The 22,313-nt window shown below is 70.9% G+C and carries 26 protein-coding genes; 18 read left to right on the forward strand and 8 right to left on the reverse strand.

Annotated elements, in window-relative coordinates; all coding sequences use genetic code 11:
* Nucleotides 1-11: 11 nt before the first annotated feature.
* Nucleotides 12-977: a GNAT family N-acetyltransferase gene (locus AB0H21_RS00145; RefSeq protein ID WP_358509155.1), complete on the reverse strand. Its 966-nt coding sequence runs from the start codon at nt 975-977 to the stop codon at nt 12-14.
* A gap of 125 nt (nt 978-1,102) precedes the next feature.
* On the opposite strand from AB0H21_RS00145, the gene AB0H21_RS00150 reads away from it, so the two are divergent.
* From AB0H21_RS00150 to AB0H21_RS00170, 5 genes are all read left to right on the forward strand, one after another.
* On the forward strand, nt 1,103-1,483 hold the full coding sequence (locus AB0H21_RS00150) for a hypothetical protein (RefSeq protein ID WP_358509158.1): 381 nt from the start codon (nt 1,103-1,105) through the stop codon (nt 1,481-1,483).
* A gap of 252 nt (nt 1,484-1,735) precedes the next feature.
* Nucleotides 1,736-2,773 (forward strand): questin oxidase family protein, encoded by a 1,038-nt coding sequence (locus tag AB0H21_RS00155; protein WP_358509161.1) that lies wholly within the window; start codon nt 1,736-1,738, stop codon nt 2,771-2,773.
* 103 nt (nt 2,774-2,876) lie between these two features.
* Nucleotides 2,877-3,749 (forward strand): oxidoreductase, encoded by an 873-nt coding sequence (locus AB0H21_RS00160; RefSeq protein ID WP_358509164.1) that lies wholly within the window; start codon nt 2,877-2,879, stop codon nt 3,747-3,749.
* 498 nt (nt 3,750-4,247) lie between these two features.
* Nucleotides 4,248-5,906 (forward strand): M28 family peptidase, encoded by a 1,659-nt coding sequence (locus AB0H21_RS00165; protein ID WP_358509167.1) that lies wholly within the window; start codon nt 4,248-4,250, stop codon nt 5,904-5,906.
* Nucleotides 5,907-6,095: 189 nt separating this feature from the next.
* Nucleotides 6,096-7,070 (forward strand): magnesium transporter CorA family protein, encoded by a 975-nt coding sequence (locus AB0H21_RS00170; protein ID WP_358509170.1) that lies wholly within the window; start codon nt 6,096-6,098, stop codon nt 7,068-7,070.
* A gap of 22 nt (nt 7,071-7,092) precedes the next feature.
* Here the strand turns inward: AB0H21_RS00170 and AB0H21_RS00175 are convergent, their stop codons facing one another.
* Complete coding sequence (locus tag AB0H21_RS00175) at nt 7,093-7,767, reverse strand: TetR/AcrR family transcriptional regulator (protein WP_358509174.1); 675 nt, start codon at nt 7,765-7,767, stop codon at nt 7,093-7,095.
* 180 nt (nt 7,768-7,947) lie between these two features.
* Between AB0H21_RS00175 and AB0H21_RS00180 the strand changes: the two genes are divergently transcribed.
* Complete coding sequence (locus AB0H21_RS00180; RefSeq protein WP_358509177.1) at nt 7,948-8,319, forward strand: DoxX family protein; 372 nt, start codon at nt 7,948-7,950, stop codon at nt 8,317-8,319.
* Nucleotides 8,320-8,334: 15 nt separating this feature from the next.
* Here the strand turns inward: AB0H21_RS00180 and AB0H21_RS00185 are convergent, their stop codons facing one another.
* Nucleotides 8,335-9,600 carry an ROK family transcriptional regulator gene (locus AB0H21_RS00185; protein ID WP_358509180.1) on the reverse strand — a complete coding sequence of 422 codons (1,266 nt, stop codon included), beginning with the start codon at nt 9,598-9,600 and terminating at the stop codon, nt 8,335-8,337.
* Between the two features lie 56 nt (nt 9,601-9,656).
* Here AB0H21_RS00185 and AB0H21_RS00190 point away from each other — a divergent pair, with 56 nt between their 5' ends.
* On the forward strand, nt 9,657-10,292 hold the full coding sequence (locus AB0H21_RS00190; RefSeq protein WP_358509183.1) for an HAD-IA family hydrolase: 636 nt from the start codon (nt 9,657-9,659) through the stop codon (nt 10,290-10,292).
* Between the two features lie 39 nt (nt 10,293-10,331).
* Here AB0H21_RS00190 and AB0H21_RS00195 read toward each other — a convergent pair whose 3' ends face one another.
* Nucleotides 10,332-10,712, reverse strand: coding sequence for a hypothetical protein (locus AB0H21_RS00195; RefSeq protein WP_358509186.1), 381 nt, complete (start codon nt 10,710-10,712; stop codon nt 10,332-10,334).
* Between the two features lie 609 nt (nt 10,713-11,321).
* Nucleotides 11,322-11,537: a hypothetical protein gene (locus tag AB0H21_RS00200; RefSeq protein WP_358509189.1), complete on the reverse strand. Its 216-nt coding sequence runs from the start codon at nt 11,535-11,537 to the stop codon at nt 11,322-11,324.
* A gap of 89 nt (nt 11,538-11,626) precedes the next feature.
* Between AB0H21_RS00200 and AB0H21_RS00205 the strand changes: the two genes are divergently transcribed.
* The 4 genes from AB0H21_RS00205 to AB0H21_RS00220 all read left to right on the forward strand — a co-directional run bounded on the left by AB0H21_RS00205 (nt 11,627) and on the right by AB0H21_RS00220 (nt 14,046).
* The gene (locus AB0H21_RS00205) at nt 11,627-11,977 is read left to right on the forward strand and encodes a helix-turn-helix domain-containing protein (RefSeq protein ID WP_358509192.1); all 351 of its coding nucleotides are present in this window, start codon (nt 11,627-11,629) and stop codon (nt 11,975-11,977) included.
* Nucleotides 11,961-12,437, forward strand: a complete 477-nt coding sequence (locus AB0H21_RS00210) for an SRPBCC domain-containing protein (RefSeq protein WP_358509195.1) — start codon at nt 11,961-11,963, stop codon at nt 12,435-12,437. Before AB0H21_RS00205 ends, AB0H21_RS00210 begins: the two co-directional genes overlap by 17 nt.
* Complete coding sequence (locus AB0H21_RS00215) at nt 12,434-13,060, forward strand: dihydrofolate reductase family protein (protein WP_358509198.1); 627 nt, start codon at nt 12,434-12,436, stop codon at nt 13,058-13,060. The genes AB0H21_RS00210 and AB0H21_RS00215 overlap by 4 nt, the downstream gene beginning before the upstream one ends.
* A gap of 71 nt (nt 13,061-13,131) precedes the next feature.
* Complete coding sequence (locus AB0H21_RS00220; protein ID WP_358509200.1) at nt 13,132-14,046, forward strand: IS982 family transposase; 915 nt, start codon at nt 13,132-13,134, stop codon at nt 14,044-14,046.
* A 156-nt stretch (nt 14,047-14,202) separates the two neighbouring features.
* Here AB0H21_RS00220 and AB0H21_RS00225 read toward each other — a convergent pair whose 3' ends face one another.
* Complete coding sequence (locus AB0H21_RS00225; RefSeq protein WP_358509203.1) at nt 14,203-14,643, reverse strand: hypothetical protein; 441 nt, start codon at nt 14,641-14,643, stop codon at nt 14,203-14,205.
* Nucleotides 14,644-14,721: 78 nt separating this feature from the next.
* On the opposite strand from AB0H21_RS00225, the gene AB0H21_RS00230 reads away from it, so the two are divergent.
* The 7 genes from AB0H21_RS00230 (at nt 14,722) to AB0H21_RS00260 (ending at nt 20,590) form a co-directional block, all read left to right on the forward strand.
* Nucleotides 14,722-14,997: a hypothetical protein gene (locus AB0H21_RS00230; protein WP_358509206.1), complete on the forward strand. Its 276-nt coding sequence runs from the start codon at nt 14,722-14,724 to the stop codon at nt 14,995-14,997.
* Nucleotides 14,998-15,107: 110 nt separating this feature from the next.
* Nucleotides 15,108-16,199 (forward strand): hypothetical protein, encoded by a 1,092-nt coding sequence (locus AB0H21_RS00235; RefSeq protein ID WP_358509209.1) that lies wholly within the window; start codon nt 15,108-15,110, stop codon nt 16,197-16,199.
* Between the two features lie 218 nt (nt 16,200-16,417).
* Nucleotides 16,418-16,651: a hypothetical protein gene (locus AB0H21_RS00240; RefSeq protein WP_358509212.1), complete on the forward strand. Its 234-nt coding sequence runs from the start codon at nt 16,418-16,420 to the stop codon at nt 16,649-16,651.
* Nucleotides 16,648-17,130, forward strand: coding sequence for a Clp protease N-terminal domain-containing protein (locus AB0H21_RS00245; RefSeq protein WP_358509215.1), 483 nt, complete (start codon nt 16,648-16,650; stop codon nt 17,128-17,130). The genes AB0H21_RS00240 and AB0H21_RS00245 overlap by 4 nt, the downstream gene beginning before the upstream one ends.
* Nucleotides 17,131-17,268: 138 nt before the next feature.
* The gene (locus AB0H21_RS00250; protein WP_358509218.1) at nt 17,269-18,174 is read left to right on the forward strand and encodes an ABC transporter ATP-binding protein; all 906 of its coding nucleotides are present in this window, start codon (nt 17,269-17,271) and stop codon (nt 18,172-18,174) included.
* The gene (locus tag AB0H21_RS00255) at nt 18,171-19,019 is read left to right on the forward strand and encodes an ABC transporter permease (RefSeq protein ID WP_358509221.1); all 849 of its coding nucleotides are present in this window, start codon (nt 18,171-18,173) and stop codon (nt 19,017-19,019) included. The genes AB0H21_RS00250 and AB0H21_RS00255 overlap by 4 nt, the downstream gene beginning before the upstream one ends.
* 176 nt (nt 19,020-19,195) lie before the next feature.
* Nucleotides 19,196-20,590, forward strand: coding sequence for an FAD/NAD(P)-binding protein (locus AB0H21_RS00260; protein ID WP_358509224.1), 1,395 nt, complete (start codon nt 19,196-19,198; stop codon nt 20,588-20,590).
* 109 nt (nt 20,591-20,699) lie between these two features.
* Here the strand turns inward: AB0H21_RS00260 and AB0H21_RS00265 are convergent, their stop codons facing one another.
* A complete protein-coding gene (locus AB0H21_RS00265; RefSeq protein WP_358509227.1) occupies nt 20,700-21,443 on the reverse strand; it encodes a chorismate pyruvate-lyase family protein in 744 nt (247 codons plus the stop codon).
* 57 nt (nt 21,444-21,500) lie between these two features.
* The gene (locus AB0H21_RS00270; protein WP_358509230.1) at nt 21,501-22,274 is read right to left on the reverse strand and encodes a methyltransferase domain-containing protein; all 774 of its coding nucleotides are present in this window, start codon (nt 22,272-22,274) and stop codon (nt 21,501-21,503) included.
* Nucleotides 22,275-22,313: the final 39 nt, after the last annotated feature.

A 22,313-nucleotide genomic window follows, 5' to 3' on the forward strand; every position in this document is an offset into this window, starting at 1 on the left:
CGGACACCGGCTCAGAGCGTGCGGCGCCACACGTCGATGACGAGAACCGGGCGCATCCCGACCGACTGGTACAGATCCAGCGCCGGGGACGTGTTGCCGGAATCCACGTGCAGGTAGGTGCCCACGCGGCCCCGGCGCGCATCGGCGGCGAAGGCGTGCCTCAGCAGCAGCCGTCCGATGCCCCGCCCCCGGAACTCCGGCAGCACGGCCAGGATGCGGACGTATCCGTGGTTCTCGTCGGCGGCGAACATGTCGCTGCCGAGCAGCATCCCGGCCGGGTGGCCGTCCGCCTCGGCCAGCAGCAGTTGCGACCAGTCGTGGGTGGCGGACGCCTCGAAGTCCTCCTTCCAGCGGTCGTACTCCTTGGGGACGAAGCCGAAGTGCTCGGCGAAGCCCTCCTGGTGGATCCGGTGCGCGGCCCGCATGAGCTCCTCCAGGCCGGCGGCCGGGTGGACGGTGACGCCGGGCAGGGAGCCGGGGTCGGGGTCGCCGTGCTCGATCCTCAGCCGGTGGAAGCTCGTCGCCGGGGCGAAGCCGTGCGCGCGCGCCGCCGCCCGTTTGGCCGCGTCCCCCCGGTAGACGCCGATGTCCACGATCGCCGCGGGGAGGCCGAGCTCCACGGCGATCTCCCGGGCGCGCCCGAGCACAGTCCGCCACAGCCAGGAGCCGGCCTCGGCGTCCCGGGCGTAGACCTCGATCTCCACTCCCCCGCCGGACCCCTGCCGCACGGCGTACCCCCAGCCCACGGGGTCCTCGCCGCCGTCGCGCCCGCGCACCAGCCAGGCGTCGCGGGAGACGTCCAGGCCGGGGTCGGCGAGCGCGTCGGCCACGTCGTCCTGGGTCATGTCGGGACGGCCGAGTACCTCGGTGTCGCACGCGGCGACCAGCCGGTGGATCGCCGGCACGTCGGCCATCTCCGGGCGGCGGACGTCGTACCTGCTCAGGATGGGGTCGGCCGGGTTCTGATGTGCGTTCACGCCTTTCGTTGTACCGTGGGCGACTTGCCGGACGCTGGGTGCGGACTTGGCGCGAGCCGCCGCGCCCGGCCCTGCGTGCGGCATGATGGCGATATCAGGGCGGATCATCACACGCGGAGGCCGGCATGAATGTACGGGAGTTCTTCGAGAACCTGTCCGGGGCCCGGCGCGTGTACGGGGATCCGTACGAGAAGGACGGCGTCACGGTCATCCCCGTCTTGCACATCCGCGCGGCCGGCGGCTTCGGCCGTGGGGAACGGCGCGGGGCCGAACCCGGCGAGCAGCCCGGCGGCGCGGACACCGCCGTGGTCTCCGGCAACGCCATGAACGACGGGGAGGGCGGCGGCGGCGCCGCGGAGGCCCGGCCGGTGGGCGCCTACATCGTCAAGGACGGCGAGGCCCGGTGGGAGCCGGCGTTCGACGTCAACCGCTTCGTACTCGGCGTCCAGATCCTCGTCGGTCTCGCCCTGATCCTCTTCGCCCGCCGCCTACGCCCCCGCCGGTAGGCGAGCCCACGGTCCGTCCGCGCGCGCTTGAACCGTCCCTTGGGACGAACAGCGGCGCCTCTGCCGGGCGGTCCGGGAGCGGCTCCAGCAGGGCGCCGCGCACCCGGGGCGGGACGGGCAGGCGGAGGCCTCATCCCAGAAAGAACGAGGCTAAACGCAAGATCTTCAATGGACTTCTAGGACCATTGGGGGAGGGAATCTCAGCCCCTGGGCCCGTGATCGCTAGTCGGTGCACGGTTAGTGTCAGGTCCCATGAACATCGACGACACGCTGGACGAGGCCTACGAACGGCTGCACCGGACCGGACCGGAGTTCGAAGGCTGGCTGACCAATCACGGCCCCATGGCGGTGGAATCCATGATCAGGCGCGGACATGCGCGACAGGTCCACCGTTGGCTCGACGACTACATGCGCCGGCTGGACGATCTCCCCCGCGGCACCTCGCCCATCACCGCCGACGACTGGCGCACCGCGCTGGGGGACCCCCGTCGTCTCGGTGACTGGCTGGCATTCTTCGCACGTGAGATGACCGAACAACCCTGGCCGGCGGTGCTGGAAACATGGTGGCCACGACTGCTGCCCGGCATCGCCGCCGGCGCGACCCACGGGGTGATCCGCACCGGCCACGCGGTTCACGCCCTGCTGGACCACGAGGACGGGCCGCGCCTGGCCGAGCTCGGCCAAGCCCTCGGCTACTGGGCCGCACGCTGGCAGCAGGTCCCGTTCACCGCGCCCTCCGGAACCGCCGACCCGGCGTCCGCTCTCGCCGCCGTTCCGCGTGTTCCCGACCAGAGCGCGGGCATCAACCATCGGCTCGACCAGCTCACCGGCCTCGCCGGCTGGCCGACCACGCTCACCGCGCTGAGGCCCGCCACCGATGCCGCGCAGGCCCGGGACCTGCTGGCCGATCTGACGGCAGCCGCCACCGCGCACTATCTGCCGAACGCGCACGGCTCGGCCGTCATGCTGGTGCACGCCGCGACCGCGCCGATGGCCGTCCTGCGCACCCTGCCCGCCCTTCCCCGTGACCAATGGGTCGTGAGCCTGCACGCGGCATGGGCGGCTAGCGCGGCCGTGACCGCGGCCTACACCCCCGCCGCACCCGCCCCCCGGCACACCCTGCCCACCGCCCCCGACTCACCGGACGAGGTGTTCGCCCGCGCCGTCCGCCATGGGGACGAACACGTCATCAAGCTCGCCGACACCTGCCTCGACGTCCACCAACGCACGGGCGACCCCGACGCGCTCACCGCAGTGATCCGCGCAACCGACCTGATCGACGAACTCTGACCACATCCCAGCACCACAGCTGTCGCAACACATACGTCGATCCACACCAAGCACGGCCGGCCGGATTTGGCGTGTGTGGATTTTTCGGGAGATGCTCAAACAGGTGACATCACCGACGAACTCCGCGACGGACACCTACGACCTGGGCGGCACGCTCACGATCCCCCGGCTGGGCTTCGGCGCCATGCAGCTCCCCGGCCGCTGGCACAAGCCGCCGATCCCCCGGGAGACGAGCGTGGCGGTCGCGCGCCGCGCCGTCGAGCTCGGCGCCCGGCACATCGACACCGCCGCCTTCTACTTCTCCCCTGCCGCCCGCGCCAACGACATCCTGCGCGAGGCACTGCACCCGTACCCGGCGGACGTCACCATCGCCACCAAGGTCGGCCCCCTGCGCGACGACACCGGTCGCATGTACGCCGAGGCGGCGCCCGGGCAGTTGCGCGGCGAGGTCGAGCGGAACCTGCGCGATCTCGCCGTCGACGTCCTGGACCTGGTGTACCTGCGGGTGGGCCGCCTCGCCGGCGACGCCGCCGACCCGATCGGCGAGCGGTTCGCCGTCCTCGCCGGGCTGCGGGACGAGGGCCTGATCCGGCACCTCGGGGTCAGCAACGTGACGCGCGCCCAGCTGGACGAGGCCCGTGCGATCGCCCCGGTCGCCGCGGTGCAGAACCGCTTCGGCGTGCTCGACCAGCAGGACGGGGCGCTGGCCGACGCGTGCGCGGACCTCGGCATCGCCTACATGCCGTTCTTCGCCCTCGGCGGCGGCCACGCCCCGCTGTCCGGCGAGAACCTGGACGCGGTGGCCGCGCGCCACGGCGCGACACCCTTCCAGGTCGCCATCGCCTGGGGCCTGGCGCGGTCGCCCTCGATCGTCCAGATCCCCGGCACCGGCTCCCTCGCTCACCTGGAGGAGAACATGGCCGCGGGCCGCCTGGTCCTGGACGGGGAGGACATGGCCCTGCTCGCCGTGGCCTAGTCGTACCGCCCTGAGAGGTTGGATAGGCGGCCGGTGGGACGGCCGTCCGTCACCGCGAAATCCGCGTTCCCCGCTGATTCGCCGCGGCGCTGCGTGCCGCGGCGAATCGGCACGCAGCAAAGCGAGCCGAAAGCCCATATCATTTCCGCCCGCGCCATTCTAATGGCCCGCTCCACCGGCGCGGAATTTCGGCCCCGCCCGCATTGAAAGGGCGTCCTGCTTTCGCCCGGTCACCGGGCCGGCTGCGGATACCGCCTTGCCGGGCGGGGTTCCGGGGCTTTTTCCGTATATATACGGATGCCGCTACGGATGTACGACACCTTCCCGTGGCCCTACCGTCACGCACAAGTCGGTTCGTCCCTCCACCCCCAGTCCCGCCTCGTCACGCCGTCGCCCGAATCACGACCGCATCACGGCCGATTCACGACGGCGCGATGAACGCTGCCCGCGTACACGGCGAACTACGCGGCAGCGGGATGCCGAGAAAGGAATTCGCGCATGAGGCGCAAGCTCGTCCTCGCGGTGACCGCCGCCCTGGCCCTGTCGGGCCTGGTGGCGTCCGCGACCCCCGCGATCGCCCAGGCCCCTCCAGGTGCCACCGGGAACAGCTCACCTCTCAGTGCCCCCCTCGGCCGCACGACGGCACTCGCGGCGGCGCCCGACATCAGCCTGACGAACATCAAGACCCACCTGAGCCAGTTTCAGAGCATCGCCAACGCCAACGGCGGCACCCGCAGGTCGACCACCAGCGGCTACACCGCGTCGGTCGCCTACGTCGAGCAGAAGCTTCAGGCCGCCGGGTACACCACCCAGCGCGTGGCCTGCACGCCGGGCTGCACCAGCGGCGCCGGGCCGAACCTGATCGCCGACTGGCCGGGCGGTGACGCCGACCAGGTCATCATGTCCGGCGCGCACCTGGACAGCGTCTCGGCCGGCCCCGGCATCAACGACAACGGCTCGGGCTCGTCGATGCTGCTGGAGGTCGCGCTGACCCTGGCCGCGCAGAACCCGACGATGACCAAGCACGTGCGGTTCGGCTGGTGGAGCGACGAGGAGCAGGGCCTGCTCGGCTCGCGCGCCTACGTCAACGGGCTGAGCTCCACCGAGCGCGCGAAGATCAAGCAGTACCTCAACTACGACATGGTGGGGTCGACCAACGGCGGCTACTTCATCAACAACATCACCACCACGGCCGCCGCCGACCTGCGGGTGTTCTACAACAACCTCGGCCTGCAGCCGGAGGAGAACACCGAGGGCGCCAACCGCTCCGACGACGCGTCCTTCCGCAACGCGGGCATCGCCACCTCGGGCGTCGCGGCCGGCGCCGGCGCCACCAAGACCTCCGCGCAGGCGAGCAAGTGGGGCGGCACGTCGGGACGCGCGTACGACTCGTGCTACCACCGGTCCTGCGACACCACGACCAACATCAACGACACGATCCTCGACCGGGCGGGCGACGCGGCGGCGTACGCGATCTGGACCCAGGCCACGGGCACCCCCTCCAGCAGGGACTTCTCGATCTCGGCGAGCCCTTCCTCGGGGAGCGTGACCGCGGGCCAGTCCGTCTCGACCACGATCGGCACCACGACGACGGCGGGCGCGGCGCAGACGGTGACCTTCTCGTCGGTGTCCGGCCTGCCGAGCGGCGCCACCGCGACCTTCACCCCGACCTCGGTGACCTCGGGCGGCTCCTCGACGCTGGCCATCTCCACCTCGGCGTCCACGCCCACCGGCACCTACGACCTCACCGTGACGGGCACCGGTGAGACGGCCACGCACACCGCCTCGTACACGCTGACCGTGCAGGGCACGAGCGGCGGCCGGACGTTCCGCAACGACACGGACTACACGATCAACGACCTGTCGACGATCAACAGCCCGATCACCTCGACCGCCTCGGGCAGCGCGGTCTCCCCGGTCCAGCTGACGATCGTCATCAGCCACACCTGCGCCGAGGACCTGCGGATCCGCCTGCGCGGCCCGAGCGGGACGTTCTACACCGTCAAGAGCAGCGGCGGCATCTCCTGCACGTCCTTCGGCACCCGCAACTACTCCGTCCCCGTCAGCCAGACGGCCGCCGGAACCTGGACCCTGGAGGTCACCGACCAGTACACCCTGGACACCGGCTTCCTGGACTCCTGGAGCATCACCCTCTGACCTGGAGGCGGAGCCCGGACCGCTGAGCGGAGCGGCGCGGCGTCCCTGAGAGCGGTGGGCCACATCCGGTCCCAGGGGCGCCGCGCCCTCAGCATGATAGCAATGGTTTTCATAATCGATAAGGGGCGCACCCGCGGCGGCGCGGGACGCGTCCTCCGCCGTCCACCGGCGGAGCTATCGTTGGCGGACATGGTACGTACACGCCTTTATCGCGACGGCGCCCTCGCGGCCGAAGGCTTCCCGATCGCCGACGTCTCCGACCACCTGGAGGATCCGTCGGCCACCGTGTGGTTCGACCTGTGCTCTCCCCCGCCCGAGAAGCTCGCCGTCATCAGCGAGGAGCTCGGCCTGCACCCGCTGGCCGTCGAGGACGTGCTGCACCCGCACCAGCGGCCCAAGCTCGACATCTACGAGAGCCACCTGTTCATCGTGGCCTACGCCGTGAGGCTGGGCGAGGACGACGGCTCCCTCGGCTTCAGCGAGGTGTCGATGTTCGTGACGCGCAACGCGCTCGTCACGGTGCGCTCCGACGACACGTTCGACATCGACGCGGTGGCCGCGCGCTGGGACGCGAGCCCGGGCCTGGCCAAGCACGGCGTGTCGTACCTGCTGCACTCCCTGCTCGACTCCATCGTGGACGGCCACTTCGATGTCGCCCAGGCGCTGGACGACCGGGTGGAGGAGCTGGAGGACCTGCTGTTCACCGACCACCCCGGCGACGGCCGCGGCCTCCAGCGGCGCATGTTCGACCTGCGCAGGACGACGGTGCGGTTCCGCCGGATCGTGGTGCCGATGCGCGAGGTCGTCAACGGTCTCATGCGCCCCGACCTGCGCGTGGTGCAGCCGGACATGGCGCCCTACTACCAGGACATCTACGACCATGTCCTGCGGGTCTCGGAGTGGACGGAGTCGCTGCGCGAGCTGGTGGGCAACGTCCACGAGACGCACCTGAACCTCCAGGGCAACCGCATGAACGACATCATGAAGCGGGTGACGAGCTGGGCGGCCGTCATCGCCGTCCCCACCATGATCACCGGCTTCTACGGACAGAACATCCCGTACCCCGGGTTCGCGCAGGCCGCGGGCTTCTGGACCTCCACCCTGCTGATCCTGGTCGCGTCGGCGATCCTGTACGTCGTCTTCCGCCTGAAGGACTGGATCTGACGCGCTCCCCGCGCGCCGCGGGTCAGCCGCAGGCGCCGGCCGCTCCGAGGTCGACCATCGCCTTGTAAACCTGGTCGGGGCGCATGGGCGGCTCGGGCAGCGGGTGGGCGCGGTCGGCACGGAAGGCGTCCAGCATCAGGCCGAGGTGGCGCCGCCACGCGCTCGGGCAGACCGCGCTGGTGGCCTCGGTGATGCGCGTGTGCGCCCAGACGACCAGCGCGAGGTCCTCGGCGGTGACGTCGGGCCTGACCGCGCCCGCCGCCTGCGCGCGCTCCACGATCCGCGCGCTGAGCTCGTAGATGCGGCTCCGGGCGCGCTCGCTGCAGGAGGCGTCGGGGAAGCGCATGGACGCCAGGTCGTTGAACCCCCGGTCGTGCGCCTGGAGCTCACAGAGCCGCTCCAGGTAGAACGCGAACGCCTCCCACGCGTCGTCCATGACGAGCGCGCACTCGGCGTGCTCCAGCCACGTGCCGAGCTTCTCAAGGAAGATCGCCTCGACCAGGTCCATGCGGGTGGGGAAGTTGCGGTACAGCGTGCCGATGGCCACACCGGCCCGCCGGGCTATCTGCTCCAGCGGCGCGTCGAGCCCTTCGGAGGCGAAGACCGCGCGCGCCGCGGCGAGGAGGGCGTCGCGGTTGCGTCGCGCGTCACGACGGAGGGGCCGGGCGGCTGCGGTGTCGGCGGAGTCGGGCGGCATCTCCCCAGTGTAACGAACTGGAGGAGACCCTCGACTTCTGTGCTACGCTCCCAAAGCCGAGGAACCCCTCGACTTCCGGACGCGCAGGTCGGGCGCGCTTTTCCGGAGGTGATCCCCAGGCGTGCGGCCGGCGCGCCCGGACCGCGCCCTCCCCCCGTCCGGCCCTTCGAAGGAGACCCCGTGAACGTCTTCCTCTGGGTGCTTCAGGCACTGCTGGCCCTGGCGTTCGGCCTCGCCGGCGTGCTGAAGACCACCCGCCCCAAGGAACAACTGGCCCCGCAGATGCCGTGGGTCAACGACTTCTCCGCCGGCACGGTGAAGCTCATCGGCGCGGTCGAGTTCCTCGCCGCCCTCGGCCTGATCCTCCCCGCCGCCACCGGCATCGCGCCGATCCTCACCCCGCTGGCCGCGACCGGCCTCGTGATCACCATGATCGGCGCCATCATCGTGCACGGCCGCCGCGGCGAGGCCCAGGGCATCGTGATCAACGTCATCCTGCTGGTCCTCGCGGCCGTGGTCGCCTGGGGCCGGTTCGGGCCCTACAGCCTCTGAGCCACGGCCCGTAGGTCACGGAGCAGGGATCCCCTCCGCCCACGCCGCGAGCGCCGCCTCGCTCGTGACGTGGTCCAGGCCGACGGCGACGGCGCCGTGCAGCGCGCCGTCGTCGCCGTGCGCCGCGTCGAGGACCGGCGGGGGCCGGTCCCTGCGGAAGCTCATCAGGCCGTCTTCGTAGGCCGCGCCGAAGCGGGCGGAAGCCGCGGCACGCAGGTGGACGGCGAGGCCACCGAGCGTGACGACGTCGGGGGCGTGGGCGTTGACCAGCCCGGCGATGCCCGCCGCCAGCGACTCGGCGACGAGGCCCACCGCCCGCGCGGCCTCCTCGCCGGGAACGTCACCGAGGCTCTCCCTCGCGGCCTCCCCGCCGGCGACCCGGGCGAGGACCCGGCGGGCGTAGGTACGCGGGTCGCGCGGCGCGGGGGCCCCGAGGTGGCGGGCGAGGGCGCGGCCGTCCACCTCCAGGTCCCAGCACCCGCGCGCGCCGCAGGGGCAGCGCAGCGCCCGGTCACCGAAGGGCACGTGCCCGTACTCGCCGCCGGTGCCGCCCGCGCCCATGACCGGACGGCCCCCGACGATGAGGGCGCCGCCGACGCCGACCTCGACCAGCAGGTGCAGCGCGGTCCCGGCCCCGGCGGCGGCCCCCGTGCGCGCTTCCGCCACCCCGGCGAGGGTGGCGTCGTTGCCGACCAGCAGCGGCAGCCCCGAGCCTGCGGCCAGCGCGCCGAGGTCCACCGGGCCCCAGCCGAGGGCGGACGCCTGGACGATCCGGCCGTCCTGGACGGTCGCGGGCACGGCGAGGGACACCGCGCGCAGCCGGTCGCCGTGTCGCCGCCACGCGTCGCTCACCACCTCGCCGAGCACCCCGAGGACGGCGCCGGGCTCGCGTCCGGCGTGCCGTCCCTCCCGCAGGTCGTGGACCCGCCCGTCCAGCGAGGCGAGCCCGCACCGCCAGTCCTCCTGGCGCCGGTCGATCGCGAGGACCAGCGGGCCGGACGGGTGGGGCGCGAGGACGGTGGTCGGCCGTCCCCGGCCCCGCGCGGGCGCCGGGACCTCGCTGAGCAGGCACAGCTCGCGCAGCCGCGCGGTGATCTCGGTCGCGGAACCGGTGGTCAGGTTCAGCCGCCGGGCCAGCTCGGCGCGGGTGATGCCGGGCTCCCCGCGGACCCGCGCCAGCACGTCGGCCGCGGTGCGCCAGCGCGCGTTGCGGGCACGCTCGGGCCGGTCGCCGTGACCGGGACCGCCGTCGCCGGATCGCCGCGGCCCATCACTTGCCATCCGCCGTGCCCACCACCTTATGCTCGTGCTACGAGTATAAACCGGAAGGGGTGGACATGGATCTGACGCACGTCGAGGCCGTCCTGCTCGACATGGACGGCACGCTGGTGGACTCCGACGCCGCGGTCGAACGCGGGTGGAGGGTGTGGGCCGCGGAGTACGGCGTGGACGCCGGGACGGTGCTGGAGATCATGCACGGCAGCCCGTCCATCCTCACCGTGCGCCGGCTGCTGCCCGGCGCGGACGAGACGGCCGTCGCCGCCGCCGCGGCCCGCCAGCTCGCGCTGCAGTACGACGACCTGTCCGACGTCGTCCCCGCCCCGGGCGCGCCGGAACTGCTGGCCGCGCTCGACGACCTGGCGCTGCCGTGGGCGGTCGTCACCAGCGCCGACGCGCGGCTGGCCAAGGCCCGCCTCGGCGCGGCGGGCATCGACCCGCCCGTGTTGCTCACCATCGAGGACGTCACGGCCGGCAAGCCCGACCCCGAGGGCTACGTCCTCGCCGCCGCGCGGCTCGGCGTCCACCCCGGCCGCTGCCTGGTCGTCGAGGACAGCACGCCTGGGACGACGGCCGGGCAGGCGGCGGGCGCGACGGTCGCGTCCCTCAGGGGCCTGCCCGGCGATGTTCCCCTCGCCCACCTGGCCGAACTCGCCGGTCTGCTCACCCGTTCGCTCCGGCCCGCGACCGGGTGACCCTCCCCCGGACCGATGCGCGGCTGGGAGGTCTCTCCGCTAGGCCCGGCCCTCCGCGGGCCGATCCTCCTCAGGCCAGGCCTCCCGAGGTCCGGCCTCCCGAGGTCTGATCTCCTGACGCCGAGCCGCCTCCGACTGGCGGCGGAGCTGGCCGTAGCGCTCGGCCACTCGCCGGGCCGTGGTCACCGGGTCGTCGGCGGGGCTGTAACTGTAGGTCCTGCGGTTGCCCGCCATCACGGCCCTCGACCACCAGAAGCAGGAGCCGTCGGTCCACGCGACCAGGTCGACCCACACGCTCACCAGCGCGAGCCCGCGTCCCTCGTGGACCTCGCCCGTGATGCCGTGTCGTTCCAGCGCATGGCTCAGCCGGTGGGCAGCCTGCGCGGACGGATGCCGCCACGACCGCTCATCGGCCGCCATGGCGATCCCCTTGCGCGCCTGCGGCAGCCCTCATGACAACGAACCTAGAAATGAGACGATAAAACGGGCAAGAGGGTTTCTTGTTGTTGCTTCGGATTGGTCGATGATTCAATCTCCGGGCGGCGGCCAGAAACCCGCTGTTACTAGTCCGGACACTTCCGAAAATCGGTCACCCCCACGGGCGTCGCACCCGAAAACGCCCGGACGTTCGCCGCGTTCACCGCCCTGGCCAGCCATGACGGCCTCCGGGAGCATGAAATCCGGAAATTCGGCCGCCCATATTCAGGCCGAATATGGGCGGTCCCGATAACAGGACGGCCGTGACGGGCGTCGCACGGCCCGCGAGGGCGCAGAACGTCCCGAACGAGCCTTTCCGGCGACGGGCGTGCCGGAACGCCATCCATGTCGGCGGAAGTCTGGTTGCGCCTGGTTGACCCGCCGGGCACGCGCCGTGACCACACCCAGGGTCAAGGGACGGCCCGGCCCCGGCGCGGGCGAAGTCGCCGGGCCGCCCGGGCGCGACCGTCGCCTCCAGCGACTGGCGCACCGTCCTGGGCCCGAAATCGAGCGGGTACTAGATGATTGATTCCAAGGGCTATGCGATCGCGGTCAGTGGTCGTAGCTGATCAGAGATCGCTTGACCGGCTGGCCGGTCTTGTCGTTGTGCCAGATGACGGTGGTTAAGGCCAGCACCCGGGTGATCACGCGGATGATGATGCCCGCTGATGTTCGCCCGCCGTGTCGTTCCAGGTCAAGCTGGCTTTTCAAGGTCTGGTTGATCGATTCGATGGTCCGGCGCAGAGGTTTGAACAGCTGTTTATACATGGCCTTGCTACCGCTCCAGCCGGGCGTCTTGGGACAACATCAATACTTTGCTCTTGCGCTAAGTGTTTCGATGAGCAATACTTAGCCACATGGCACAGTATTCGGCGGAGCTCGACGGCGTGTTCGTCGCCCTCACCGACCCGACTCGGCGCGGCGTCATCCGACGCCTTGGCCGTGGCCCGGTAAGCGTGGGCGATCTCGCCCGCGAATTTCCGATGACCCTGCCCTCTTTTATGAAACATGTGCGGACACTTGAGGCGAACGGCCTGATCCGGACGGTCAAGCTGGGCCGGGTGCGCACCTGCGTGCTCAACCGCGAGCGTCTCGTGCTCGTCGACGACTGGCTCGCCGAACAGCGCCGAATCTGGGAAGAGCGCACCGACCGGCTCGAACGCCTCGTCACCGATCTGAAGGAGAACATCAATGAATCCCGATCTTGACCTGACCCTGGAGCGGGTCATCCGCGCACCCCGCGCCGTGGTGTGGAGCGCGTGGACCGATCCATCGCGCTTCGAGCAGTGGTGGATCCCGGCTCCGACCCTGTGCCGGGTCGACCGCCTGGACGTCCGGCCCGGCGGCGCACTCGTGACGCGAATGAGCGATGACGGCGTGGAGTACGTCCCGCACATGGACGCGAGCTTCCTCGTCGTCGACGAGCTTGAGCGGATTGTGTTCACGAACGCGATCGACAGCGCCTGGCGCCCCACGAATCCCGCGCCGGTTCCCATGACGGCCGAGGTCACACTGAGTGATCATCCGGACGGCACGGACTACCGGATCATCATCCGGCACGGCGATCCGGCCGCCCGCGCCCGCCACGCGGAGCTCGGCTTCTCCGATGGCTGGGGCTCGGTCAGCAAGCAACTCGCCGTCATCGCGGAGAGCGAGGCCGCGCGATGAAGATCGTCATCACGGAGTTCATCACCCTGGACGGAGTCAGCCAGGGCCCTGGCTCACCCACCGAGGACACCAGCGACGGCTTCACCCGAGGCGGTTGGCTTGTGCCCTACCTGGACGAAGTGTTCGTCCGGAGCACCTCCGACTGGCTCGATCTCGCCGACGGTCTGCTGCTTGGGCGGCGAACCTACGAGGCGTTCGCCCGGGACTGGCCGCAGATCACCGACCCGGACGACCCGTATACCAAGCGGATGAACGTGCTGCCGAAGTACGTGGTGACCAACACCCTCACCGAGGGCAGCTGGCACCCGACGACCGTGCTCCGCGGCGACCCGATCCAGGCCGTCGGGGAGCTCAAGGCCCAGCCAGGACGGGAACTCCAGATCCACGGGAGCGCGCGACTCGGCAACGCCCTGCTCGCGGCCGGCCTCGTCGACACGCTCCGGCTCGCCGTCGCGCCAACCGTGATCGGTTCCGGGCGGCGGCTGCTCGATCACCCGGGCGGGTCCGTCGGCCTCCGGCTCGTCCACCACGACGTGACGGTGAACGGACTGCTGTTGCTTGAGTACGACACTGTCGGCGCCGCCCAGGTGGGGGAATACGAGGGCGTCACAGCCTTCGTCTAGATGATTGATTCCAAGGGCTGAGGTTGGCTGATCACCTGCGGACATGAGGCGAGGGTGTCCAAGATCGATTTGTGACGAAAGACCTGAACGCCCTCGCCACCGCACTGTACGTGAAGATCGACGATCATCTGATCGCTTTCCCCGAGCTGGCACCGCCGCGCCCCTGCACCGGCATCAAACCGGCCCTGAGCGATGCCGAGCTGGTGACCCTGGCGATGCTGTCGGCGCTGCTCGGGTTCACCTCCGAACGCCACTGGCTGCGCTACGCCCGCGCCCATCTGACCGGCATGTTCCCCTACCTGCCCGGTCAATCGGGCTACAACAAGCGGCTGCGTGCGGCGATCACCCTGGTCCTGCATCTGATCCAGATCCTCGCCCTGGACACCTCGCTGTGGAGCGACGACGTGTGGGTGGCCGACTCCACCCCGGTCGAATGCGGCCGATCCCGCCAGACGGCACTCCGCAGCGACCTGGCCGGCTGGGCCGAGTACGGCTGCTGCGCCTCCCACTCCCGTTTCTTCTGGGGACTGCGCCTGCATCTACTCTGCACGCTGGGCGGGCTGCCGGTCGCCTTCGCCCTCACCGGTGCCAAGGCCGATGAGCGCACCACCCTGCTGGGCATGCTGGAGGCCGACCCCGGCCTGGCCGCCGCCCACCCCGGGCAGACGATCATTGCCGACATGCAGTACTACGGCCGCGACTTTGAGCACGCCCTGGCCTCGGCGGGGCTGCGCCTGCTGCGCAAGCCCCGCAAGGGCGAATCCCCACGGCCTGGAACACAGCTGTTCAAACCTCTGCGCCAGACCATCGAATCGATCAACCAGACCTTGAAAACCCAGCTTGACCTGGAACGACACGGCGGGCGAACATCAGCGGGCATCATCATCCGCGTGATCACCCGGGTGCTGGCCTTAACCACCGTCATCTGGCACAACGACAAGACCGGCCAGCCGGTCAAGCGATCTCTGATCAGCTACGACCACTGACCGCGATCGCATAGCCCTTGGAATCAATCATCTAGACGAGTAGTTCCGAAGTCCGGTCGGGTTGCTGGTTTTGACCCCGGATCACTGCGAGGGTGGCCGGGTCTCTCCGGCCGATTGCCGTGAAGGGAAGACCGGCCATCGTGGCCACGGGCGGGGTCAGCGAAGAGCCGGGCTCACAAGGTCAAGCATCAGCCGGTTCCCCCAGTCGTTGGTGAAAACGGCGCTCATGCCCTCGTAGTGCACTCGGATGAACGGGTTGGAGTGAAACATCACGGCGACCCACAGCAACGAGCCGTCGGCGTTGAGACGGGCGAGGTACCCGATGTTGCCCATCCCGCCACCCCCGCCAGACATCCACCCTGAGCCGTTCGGTAGCGGGCTTTCGAAATTGGTGTCCACCCCGTCGACGCCGTGCTCCTCAATGGCCTCGGCCACGTCGAACGGTCCTCCGATGCGGAAGGGAATCGGTTGTCCGGCATCCGGGTGGTACGCCCCCGGACCGTCAACATGCAACTCCAAGCCAGTGTCGTCGGGCCGGTACAGCCCGTCACGCAGTGGCATCTCTCTGGCCTCCCAGAGCCCTTCGACCATTCCCATAGCCGATCCCACCCTCTAAGACGAGTTGGTGCCGAAATCTGGCTGCGCGCAAGGACAGAGGGCGTCCAAGATCCGGTTGTGACGACCGACCTGAACACCCTCGTGGCCGCACTCTACGTGAAGATCGACGACGAGATCGGCGGAACCCGGTGCATCGGCAGACCGCCCTTGCTCAGCGACTCCGAACTCGTCTGCCTGGCAGTGGCCCAGGCCGTGCTCGGCTTTCACTCCGAGGCCCGATGGCTGCGCTTCGCCCACGCCATCTGCGCGACATGTTTCCCCGCCTACCGCAGCGACCGGGCTACTGACCAGGGCGTCGCAGCCCGGTCCGCGAACGCCGGCGACCCGCCGTGAATCGGTAACGGATAGATCCGGCCGTCGCTGAGGCGCCGGAGCGCGCTGGGCTCGTCCAGCTGAGTACTTATACTCATGCGCCGTTCTGGCGGTCTTCATACGCTTCGATCATGTTTCTGAAGCTGGCCACCACCGGCCGGTGGCTCGGGTGGGCAGCCGCCGTCGCGGCGGTCGCAGCCGCCGCCGGCCTCCGGCTCTGGTGGACGACCCCCTCGGACGACGGCAACGACCGCTGGAAACTGGTGGCCGCTCAGTCGTCGGTCACCTACGGACAGGTCATCGCCACCGGCGAGCACGACGCCTGGGCCGTCGGCTGGGGCATCCTCGGCATCGGCGCCTGGCTGCCGATGGCCGACGGCCCGCACCGCCCCACAGTCTTCCACTGGGACGGCGACCGCTGGACGCAAAGCGACTTCCCAGTGAGACGCGGCGACATCAGCTCAGTCGCCGCCTCCGCCCCCTCCAACGTGTGGGCCCTGACCAACGACGAGAGCGGCACCTCCGTCCTGCGCTGGGACGGACACACCTGGGCGATCGCCCAGAAGCTGCCCGGTACGTGCCTCGCCGTCACCGCTGACAACGACGTGTGGGTCTTGGGCGACTACAAGGCCTGGCACTACAATGGCGCAACCTGGTCGGAACAGAGCCTCTCCTTTTCCGCCTACCAAGCCAGCGCCCGCTCCGCCTCCGACATCTGGGCCCTCGACCGCGACGCCCCCTCAGTGCATCACTTCGACGGCAAGCTCTGGGCCCGAGTCGACGTGACCGCGGCGCTGCCCAAGGCTCCGCCCCCGTCCGACGATTTCCCGCCCGACCCGACCGGTCCTCGGCTGACCGCCATCACCGCCGACCCGTCCGGCATCTGGATCACCGGGGAGATCGGAGCGTCGTCGTTCCTGCTCTCCCAGACCGGTTCCGGCTGGCGCAGCGAGGACACCTCCGCGAAGGCCGGACGCATGGTCCGTGACCGCCCACCCGTCCCCGACGGCAAGGGCGGCCACTGGTTCCTCGGCTCCACCGACATCAACGGTGACGACTCCGCCCTCGCCCACCGCGACCCCTTCGGCCACTGGACCAGGGTTCCGTCCGGCGGTGAACTGACGTCGCTGTCGGCCGTCCCCGGCGGCCCGCTCCTAGCCACCGGAGCGATCGGCAAAGCGTCAGGCGTCTTCCGCAACCTTCCGTCAGCTTCTCGGCCGTAAACGACCGAGCTTGCAGTTCCTCGCCGTCGATGGCTTCGACGATTCAGGCCGCGTCGTCGGCAGCGTGACTAACTGCCCGGGGCGTACCGCCACGATCCGTTCCGAGCCTCCCCGTGAGCCATTCTCGCGATCGGCCGGCCGCCCGCACGCGCCGTAAACTCCCCGCACCAAGCAACCATAGTTGACTATTCCCAGATTAGTCAACTATGGTTGCTTGCATGCCGGCAGAAGACGTACCTGTTCCGAAAGATCCCGCAGACGCGCTGGCGGCCGTCCTCGCGCTGCGGCGCCTGGCCAACCAGCTCGAGGACGCCGCCGTGGAGCAGGCCATGCGCGCGGGCTGGAGCTGGCCGGACGTCGCAGAGGCGCTCGGCGTCACCCGCCAGGCGGTCCACAAGAAGCACGCCAAGCGGCTCATCGCCGCCGGCGTGACGCTGAGGAGACGACAATGAGCGCGATCGACCACTACATGAACGACATCATCCTGCGGGGAGGGGCCGAGGCGCAGGAGGACGGCTCGGCGGCGACCGAGGCCCACCACCTCCTGCTGGCGATCGCCGCCAACGAAGGCACCGCCGCGCACCGCGTCCTGACCGCGGCGGACCTCGGGCGGCAGGCCATCAGGGCGGCGCTGGAGCGGGAATTCGAGCACAGTTTGAACGCCGTCGGCGTGTCCGTCGCCTCTTATGACCTCCCGGAGTCGAGCCGCGCCGCCGGCCAGCCGCCAAGACTGGGGGCGTCGGCCTATCTCGCATTCGAACGTGGCATCGCCGCCGCGGCCGGCAAGAAGGATCTGCGTCCCGCGCACCTGCTGCTCGGCGTCCTGGACACCCAGATCGGCACCGTGCCCCGCGCTCTCGCCCTGGCGGGCGTCGACCGCGTCGATCTGATGGCACGCGTCCGGCGGACGCTCGCCCACGAGAGCTGGTAGCCGCTCCCGATCTCCCTGTTCCCACGGCCCCGGTCCGCGCGACGACGCGGGCACCTCGGGCCGCGATGCGTCATGCCCTCGCGACGAGACCGCCGGCACGCGTCTTGAGGGTGTGCGCCCGACCAAGAGAGGTCATCCATGACAGCCGACGAGAAGATCGTGCTCGACGTCGACGGGCTGCGCATGCGCTACGGCCCGGTCGACGTCCTGCGCGACGTCACGTTCCAGGTCCGCCACGGCGAGGTGCTGGCCCTGCTGGGGCCGAACGGGGCGGGCAAGAGCACCACGATCGAAATCCTGGAGGGCTTCCGTACCCGCTCGGACGGCCGGGTCGAAGTGCTCGGCGCCGATCCCGCGCACGGCGACGAGCGGTGGCGGGCACGGCTCGGCGTCGTGCTGCAGTCCTGGCGCGACCACGGCAAATGGCGTGTCCGGGAGCTCCTGGCCCACCTCGGCATCTACTACGCCGCCTACGCCACCCCGGCGATCCGGCGGCCCTGGGACGCCGACGAGTTGATCGAGGCGGTCGGCCTGACCGAGCACGCGAGCAAGAAGATCAAGACGCTGTCGGGCGGTCAGCGGCGCCGGCTGGACGTGGCGATCGCCCTGGTGGGCCGTCCCGAACTGCTGTTCCTCGACGAGCCGACAGCGGGCTTCGACCCGCAGGCCAGGCACGAGTTCCACGACCTCGTACGCGGCCTGGCCGACGCCCACGACACCACCGTCCTGCTCACCACCCACGACCTGGACGAGGCCGAGAAGCTGGCCGACCGCATCCTCATCCTGAACGGCGGCCAGATCATCGCCGACGGCACGGCCGGCGAGCTGGCGCGGCGGATCGCCGGCGAGGACGAGGTGCGCTGGCTCCGCGATGGGCAGCGCTTCGTGCAGAAGACACCCGACTCGACCGGGTTCGCCCGCGACCTGTTCACCCGGTACGGCGACGAGGTCCAGGAGCTCGAGGTCCACCGGGCCTCTCTGGAGCAGACCTACCTCGCCCTGGTCCGCCAGGTCGAGTCGACCACCCCTGAGGTGACCCCATGAACCCCGCCATGACCGCACCACTGCGCGCGGGCTGGTCCCGCGGCCTGATCGAGCTGCGGCAGTCGTTCACCAACGGCGCCGAGCTCTTCGCGCACTTCCTGTGGCCTGGGCTGATGGTGGCCACGATGTTCTTCATCAGGGACCTGCCGGTCGGGACCGGCGGGCTGCTGCTGGGCACGCTGGCGCTGCCGAGCATCCTCGGCATGAACGCCGCCACCGCCATGATCAGCATGAGCCAGCAGCTCACCGCCGACCGCGAGGACGGCACCCTGCTGCGGGCCAAGGCAACCCCGCACGGCATGCCCGCCTACCTCGTCGGCAAGGTGATCTCGGTCTCCGGCGGCCTGCTCGCCGACCTGGTGATCTTCCTGGCGCCCGGCGTGCTCATCGTCGAGGGCCTGCGGATCGGCCCGGGCTCCTGGCCGACCCTGGCCTGGGTGCTGACGCTCGGCCTGCTGGCGACCCTGCCCCTGGGCGCGGTGCTGGGCTCGTTGTTCCCCAGCGCCCGCGGCCAGGGGCTGGTCCAGCTGCCGTTCCTCGCCGTGATCGGAATCTCCGGCATCTTCTACCCGCTCACCGCACTGCCCGAATGGCTGCAGTGGATCGCCCAGCTCTTCCCGATCTACTGGCTGGGCCTCGGCATGCGCTCGGCCCTTCTGCCGGACTCGGCGGTCGTCGTCGAGGTCGGCGAGTCCTGGCGGCACCTGGAGACCGCCGGCGTGCTGGGCGCCTGGGCGGTGCTCGGCCTGCTCCTGGCGCCGGTCGTGTTGCGGCGGATGGCGCGAGGGGAGTCCGGTTCGACCGTGGCGGCGCGCCGCGAGCGCGCCCTGCAGCGGGTCGGGTGAACGCGGTGACCGTCACGACCTCGACCAGCCGTTCACCGGCGCCGGACCTGGCCCGCGCAGCGCCTGCCGACCCCGACGGGCGAACCGGGCAAATGGCGCAAAGCTTCACCTGTCCGCAACCCGCAGTTGGGCAATAACCCTTATGTCATGTAGGTATACAGGGTTATCGTGAGCACGTGCCTCACCCTCCAGCGGTCGTCATCGTGGGCGGCGGCGCCAGCGGGACGCTGGCGGCCATCCACCTGCTCCACGCGCCCGCGAACGGCGCACCACTGGAGGTGGTGCTGATCGACCGGGACGGGCGCCACGCGCTCGGGCAGGCGTACTCCACCACCGATCCGCGTCACCTCCTCAACGCCTGCGCCGAGAAGATGAGCGCGGTGGACGGCGACCCCGGCCACCTGCTGGCCTGGGCTCACGCCAACGGCCTGGACGTGGCCGGGTCCGACTTCCTACCCCGCGAGGCGTACGGACGCTACCTGCGCCACGTCCTCGACACCGAGGCGCGCCGCGCCGCGCCCGAGCGGCGGCTGACCCAGGTGACCGGCACGGCCTGCTCCCTCGCGTGCCCGGCCTCCGGCCGTCCCGTCCACGTACGCCTCACCGACGGGCGCGTGATCGAGGGCGACGCGGTGGTGCTCGCCACGGGCAACCCCTCCCCCGCCACGCCCCCGGCCCTCGTCGGGCACACCGGCGAGCGCTACATCGCCGACCCCTGGGCGCCGGGCGCGCTCGGCCGCATCCGCGACGGCGCGGTGCTCGTGATGGGCACCGGCCTGACCATGGTGGACATCGCGCTCACGGTCACCTCGGCCGACCCGCGCGCGGTGGTGTACGCCGTCTCCCGGCACGGCCTGCTGCCCCGGCCGCACCGGCATCCGTCGCCCCCGCCCGTCCCCGCGCCTGTCCCCGAAGGCCCGCTCACGCTAACCCGGCTGCTGCGCGCCGTACGGACCGCCGTCCGGGACAACGGCGGCGACTGGCACGCCGTGGTGGACGGCCTGCGGCCCCGCGTCCCGGAGCTGTGGTCACGGCTCGCCCCGGACGACCAGCGCCGGTTCCTGCGCCTGGTGGCCCGCTACTGGGAGGTCCACCGCCACCGCCTCGCCACCGCTACGGCCGCCCTCGTCGACGAACTGCGCGCCACCGGCCGCCTGCGCGTGCTGCGCGGCCAGGTGACCGGTGCGGTCCACGCCGGCGGCGCGGCGACGGGTTCGCGAGACGCGCTGACCGTCGCGGTGCAGGACGGCGGCTTCCGGCGCGACCTGCGGGTCGGCTGGCTGGTCAACGGCACCGGCCCCGCCTCCGGCGTAGATCGTGACCCGTTCCTGGCCCGGCTGCTCGCCGACGGCGTGGTGCGCCCCGGCCCGCTCGGGCTCGGCCTGGACGCCGACGCGGGCGGCGCCGTCCTGGACGCCGAGGGCCGCCCGTCCGACCGGGTCTTCACCCTCGGGCCGCCCCTGCGCGGCAAGTGGTACGAGACGACGGCGGTCCCGGAGATCCGCGCCCAGGCGGCGGTCCTCGCCCCTCGCCTCGTCGAGGCCGTCACCCGCCCCGCGGCCCTGCGCTGAGCGTTGAGGACAGGCACGTTGGCCATGGGAGGGTGCGGCGGGCATTCCGCCAAGGAGCCGGGATCTGCCATGTCTTCTCCATGGATGGGAGTACGGGAGGTGTACGTCGTCAGTCGCAGAAGTCCTCGCCGGCGAGGATGGCGGGTAGTCCATGAAGCCGTATGCGGTAGGTGCGGTGCACTGTGAGGCGGGCGGGCATGTGGTCCCGCGCCCAGTTCGGCGCAACCGCCCGGCCGAACCAGAGCAATTCTCTGAGGCTCTCCACGAGGTGGCGACGGATCGCGGCCCCGATACCGAGCCGTTCCTCAATGAAGGAGTCGCGAAGCTGCTGGGGTAACCGGCCTGGAAGCAGATATGTCTGCGCACAATATAAGGGGTCATCTTCCGCGGCATCCCTGACCAGCACCCGGCGCCGCGCGCAGGCGGTGCCCACCGGTACCTCCAGCCAGGCCGCCGACCCGTGGTCGAGCTCGACGAGATCCTCCGCTAGCACGTCGACGCGCAGCGGGCGCATGGTGTACGCCTCGAACAGGCTAGTGACGGTGGAATCGGACACCAGCACGGTGCGCAGCAGCGGGGGGAGCGCGCTGACATCGAGGTCGGTCAAGCCGTCGGGACGGCGGTTCTGCGCAGTAAACCGGTCGGCGATGAGAGTGGTCGCCGACGTGGCCGGAGGCCTTGTCACGTGCGACGCCAGGCGTTTGATCAAGGATGGCTCCCTCTTCGAGGTGGGTGGTGAGCGCGTGCCGTTCCCGGTCAGGTTGTTGCGGGGAAGCTGGACGACGACGGCTCGCCCGCCAAGGCGTTCCCACAGCTCCGCAGCTCCGGACGGCAGGTCGGGATCCGCGCGCACCACCCGCGAGGGCGCCACAGGGTCCCGGGCCCGCGACAGGCCGGACGCGGCTCGTGATCAGCCGGAGGCCGGATACCCGACGATGAGCCGCAACGAGCCGACGTACTCCGGCCGACGACGCAGATACCCGTACTTCTCGTCCCAGGCGCCGCTCTCCAGGTCGCGGCGCAGCCGGTCGGCGGCGCGGGCCTCGTCCACGTCGTCCACGAACCCCCACGCGGACTGCGACGCGCGGACCTGCGGGTCCAGCAGGCACTCGGGACGCGCGTAGTACGCCTCGACGAACCCGTCCACGCAGTCGATCGGGACGGGGACTGGCTCGACGCGGGAGACCGGGCCGACGAGGGAGGCGATGGCGCCGATCGCCGGGTACCGGGGCCGCTCGGCGGCGAACAGCTCGGGCGCGTACTCGGCCAGCCAGAACTCGTCGAGCGCGTCGCCGTCGAAGGTGAGGATCACGACCGGGCCCCGGCTGACGCGGCGCAGCTCGCGCAGCCCGCGCTCGTGGTCCGCCCACTGGTGGACGGTGATGGTGGCCATGGCGGCGTCGAAGGTGTGGTCGTCGAACGGGAGGTTCTCGGCCGTCGCGATCACCGCGGGCGCCCGGTGCGCGGGACGCTGCCCGCGCATCACGGCGGACGGCTCGACGGGCGTCACGTACCGGTCCTCGGGCTCGTACGACCCCGCCCCCGCGCCCACGTTGACGACCGTCCGGGCGTCGCCGAGCGCGGCGTGCACCATCGCGGCGATCCGCGGATCGGTGCGCCGTCCGACGGCGTACCCGTGGCCGTGCGTGTCGTAGTCGAAGTCCCCCGCCGGGCCGCTGGTCACGTCAGCTCTCCGTTCGTCGCCGTCCCTTCAGGACGGTAT

This window comes from Sphaerisporangium sp. NPDC051011 (assembly GCF_040653595.1).
Classification (GTDB): Bacteria; Actinomycetota; Actinomycetes; order Streptosporangiales; family Streptosporangiaceae; genus Sphaerisporangium.

Coding starts and splice junctions, on each gene's coding strand:
- AB0H21_RS00150 (WP_358509158.1), top strand. CDS start 1,103: ATGAATGTACGGGAGTTCTTCGAGAACCTGTCCGGGGCCCGGCGCGTG.
- AB0H21_RS00215 (WP_358509198.1), top strand. CDS start 12,434: ATGAAGATCGTCATCACGGAGTTCATCACCCTGGACGGAGTCAGCCAG.
- AB0H21_RS00235 (WP_358509209.1), top strand. CDS start 15,108: ATGTTTCTGAAGCTGGCCACCACCGGCCGGTGGCTCGGGTGGGCAGCC.
- AB0H21_RS00155 (WP_358509161.1), top strand. CDS start 1,736: ATGAACATCGACGACACGCTGGACGAGGCCTACGAACGGCTGCACCGG.
- AB0H21_RS00195 (WP_358509186.1), bottom strand. CDS start 10,712: ATGGCGGCCGATGAGCGGTCGTGGCGGCATCCGTCCGCGCAGGCTGCC.
- AB0H21_RS00255 (WP_358509221.1), top strand. CDS start 18,171: ATGAACCCCGCCATGACCGCACCACTGCGCGCGGGCTGGTCCCGCGGC.
- AB0H21_RS00175 (WP_358509174.1), bottom strand. CDS start 7,767: ATGCCGCCCGACTCCGCCGACACCGCAGCCGCCCGGCCCCTCCGTCGT.
- AB0H21_RS00205 (WP_358509192.1), top strand. CDS start 11,627: ATGGCACAGTATTCGGCGGAGCTCGACGGCGTGTTCGTCGCCCTCACC.
- AB0H21_RS00240 (WP_358509212.1), top strand. CDS start 16,418: ATGCCGGCAGAAGACGTACCTGTTCCGAAAGATCCCGCAGACGCGCTG.
- AB0H21_RS00245 (WP_358509215.1), top strand. CDS start 16,648: ATGAGCGCGATCGACCACTACATGAACGACATCATCCTGCGGGGAGGG.
- AB0H21_RS00185 (WP_358509180.1), bottom strand. CDS start 9,600: ATGGCAAGTGATGGGCCGCGGCGATCCGGCGACGGCGGTCCCGGTCAC.
- AB0H21_RS00190 (WP_358509183.1), top strand. CDS start 9,657: ATGGATCTGACGCACGTCGAGGCCGTCCTGCTCGACATGGACGGCACG.
- AB0H21_RS00225 (WP_358509203.1), bottom strand. CDS start 14,643: ATGGGAATGGTCGAAGGGCTCTGGGAGGCCAGAGAGATGCCACTGCGT.
- AB0H21_RS00165 (WP_358509167.1), top strand. CDS start 4,248: ATGAGGCGCAAGCTCGTCCTCGCGGTGACCGCCGCCCTGGCCCTGTCG.
- AB0H21_RS00200 (WP_358509189.1), bottom strand. CDS start 11,537: ATGTATAAACAGCTGTTCAAACCTCTGCGCCGGACCATCGAATCGATC.
- AB0H21_RS00170 (WP_358509170.1), top strand. CDS start 6,096: ATGGTACGTACACGCCTTTATCGCGACGGCGCCCTCGCGGCCGAAGGC.
- AB0H21_RS00210 (WP_358509195.1), top strand. CDS start 11,961: ATGAATCCCGATCTTGACCTGACCCTGGAGCGGGTCATCCGCGCACCC.
- AB0H21_RS00250 (WP_358509218.1), top strand. CDS start 17,269: ATGACAGCCGACGAGAAGATCGTGCTCGACGTCGACGGGCTGCGCATG.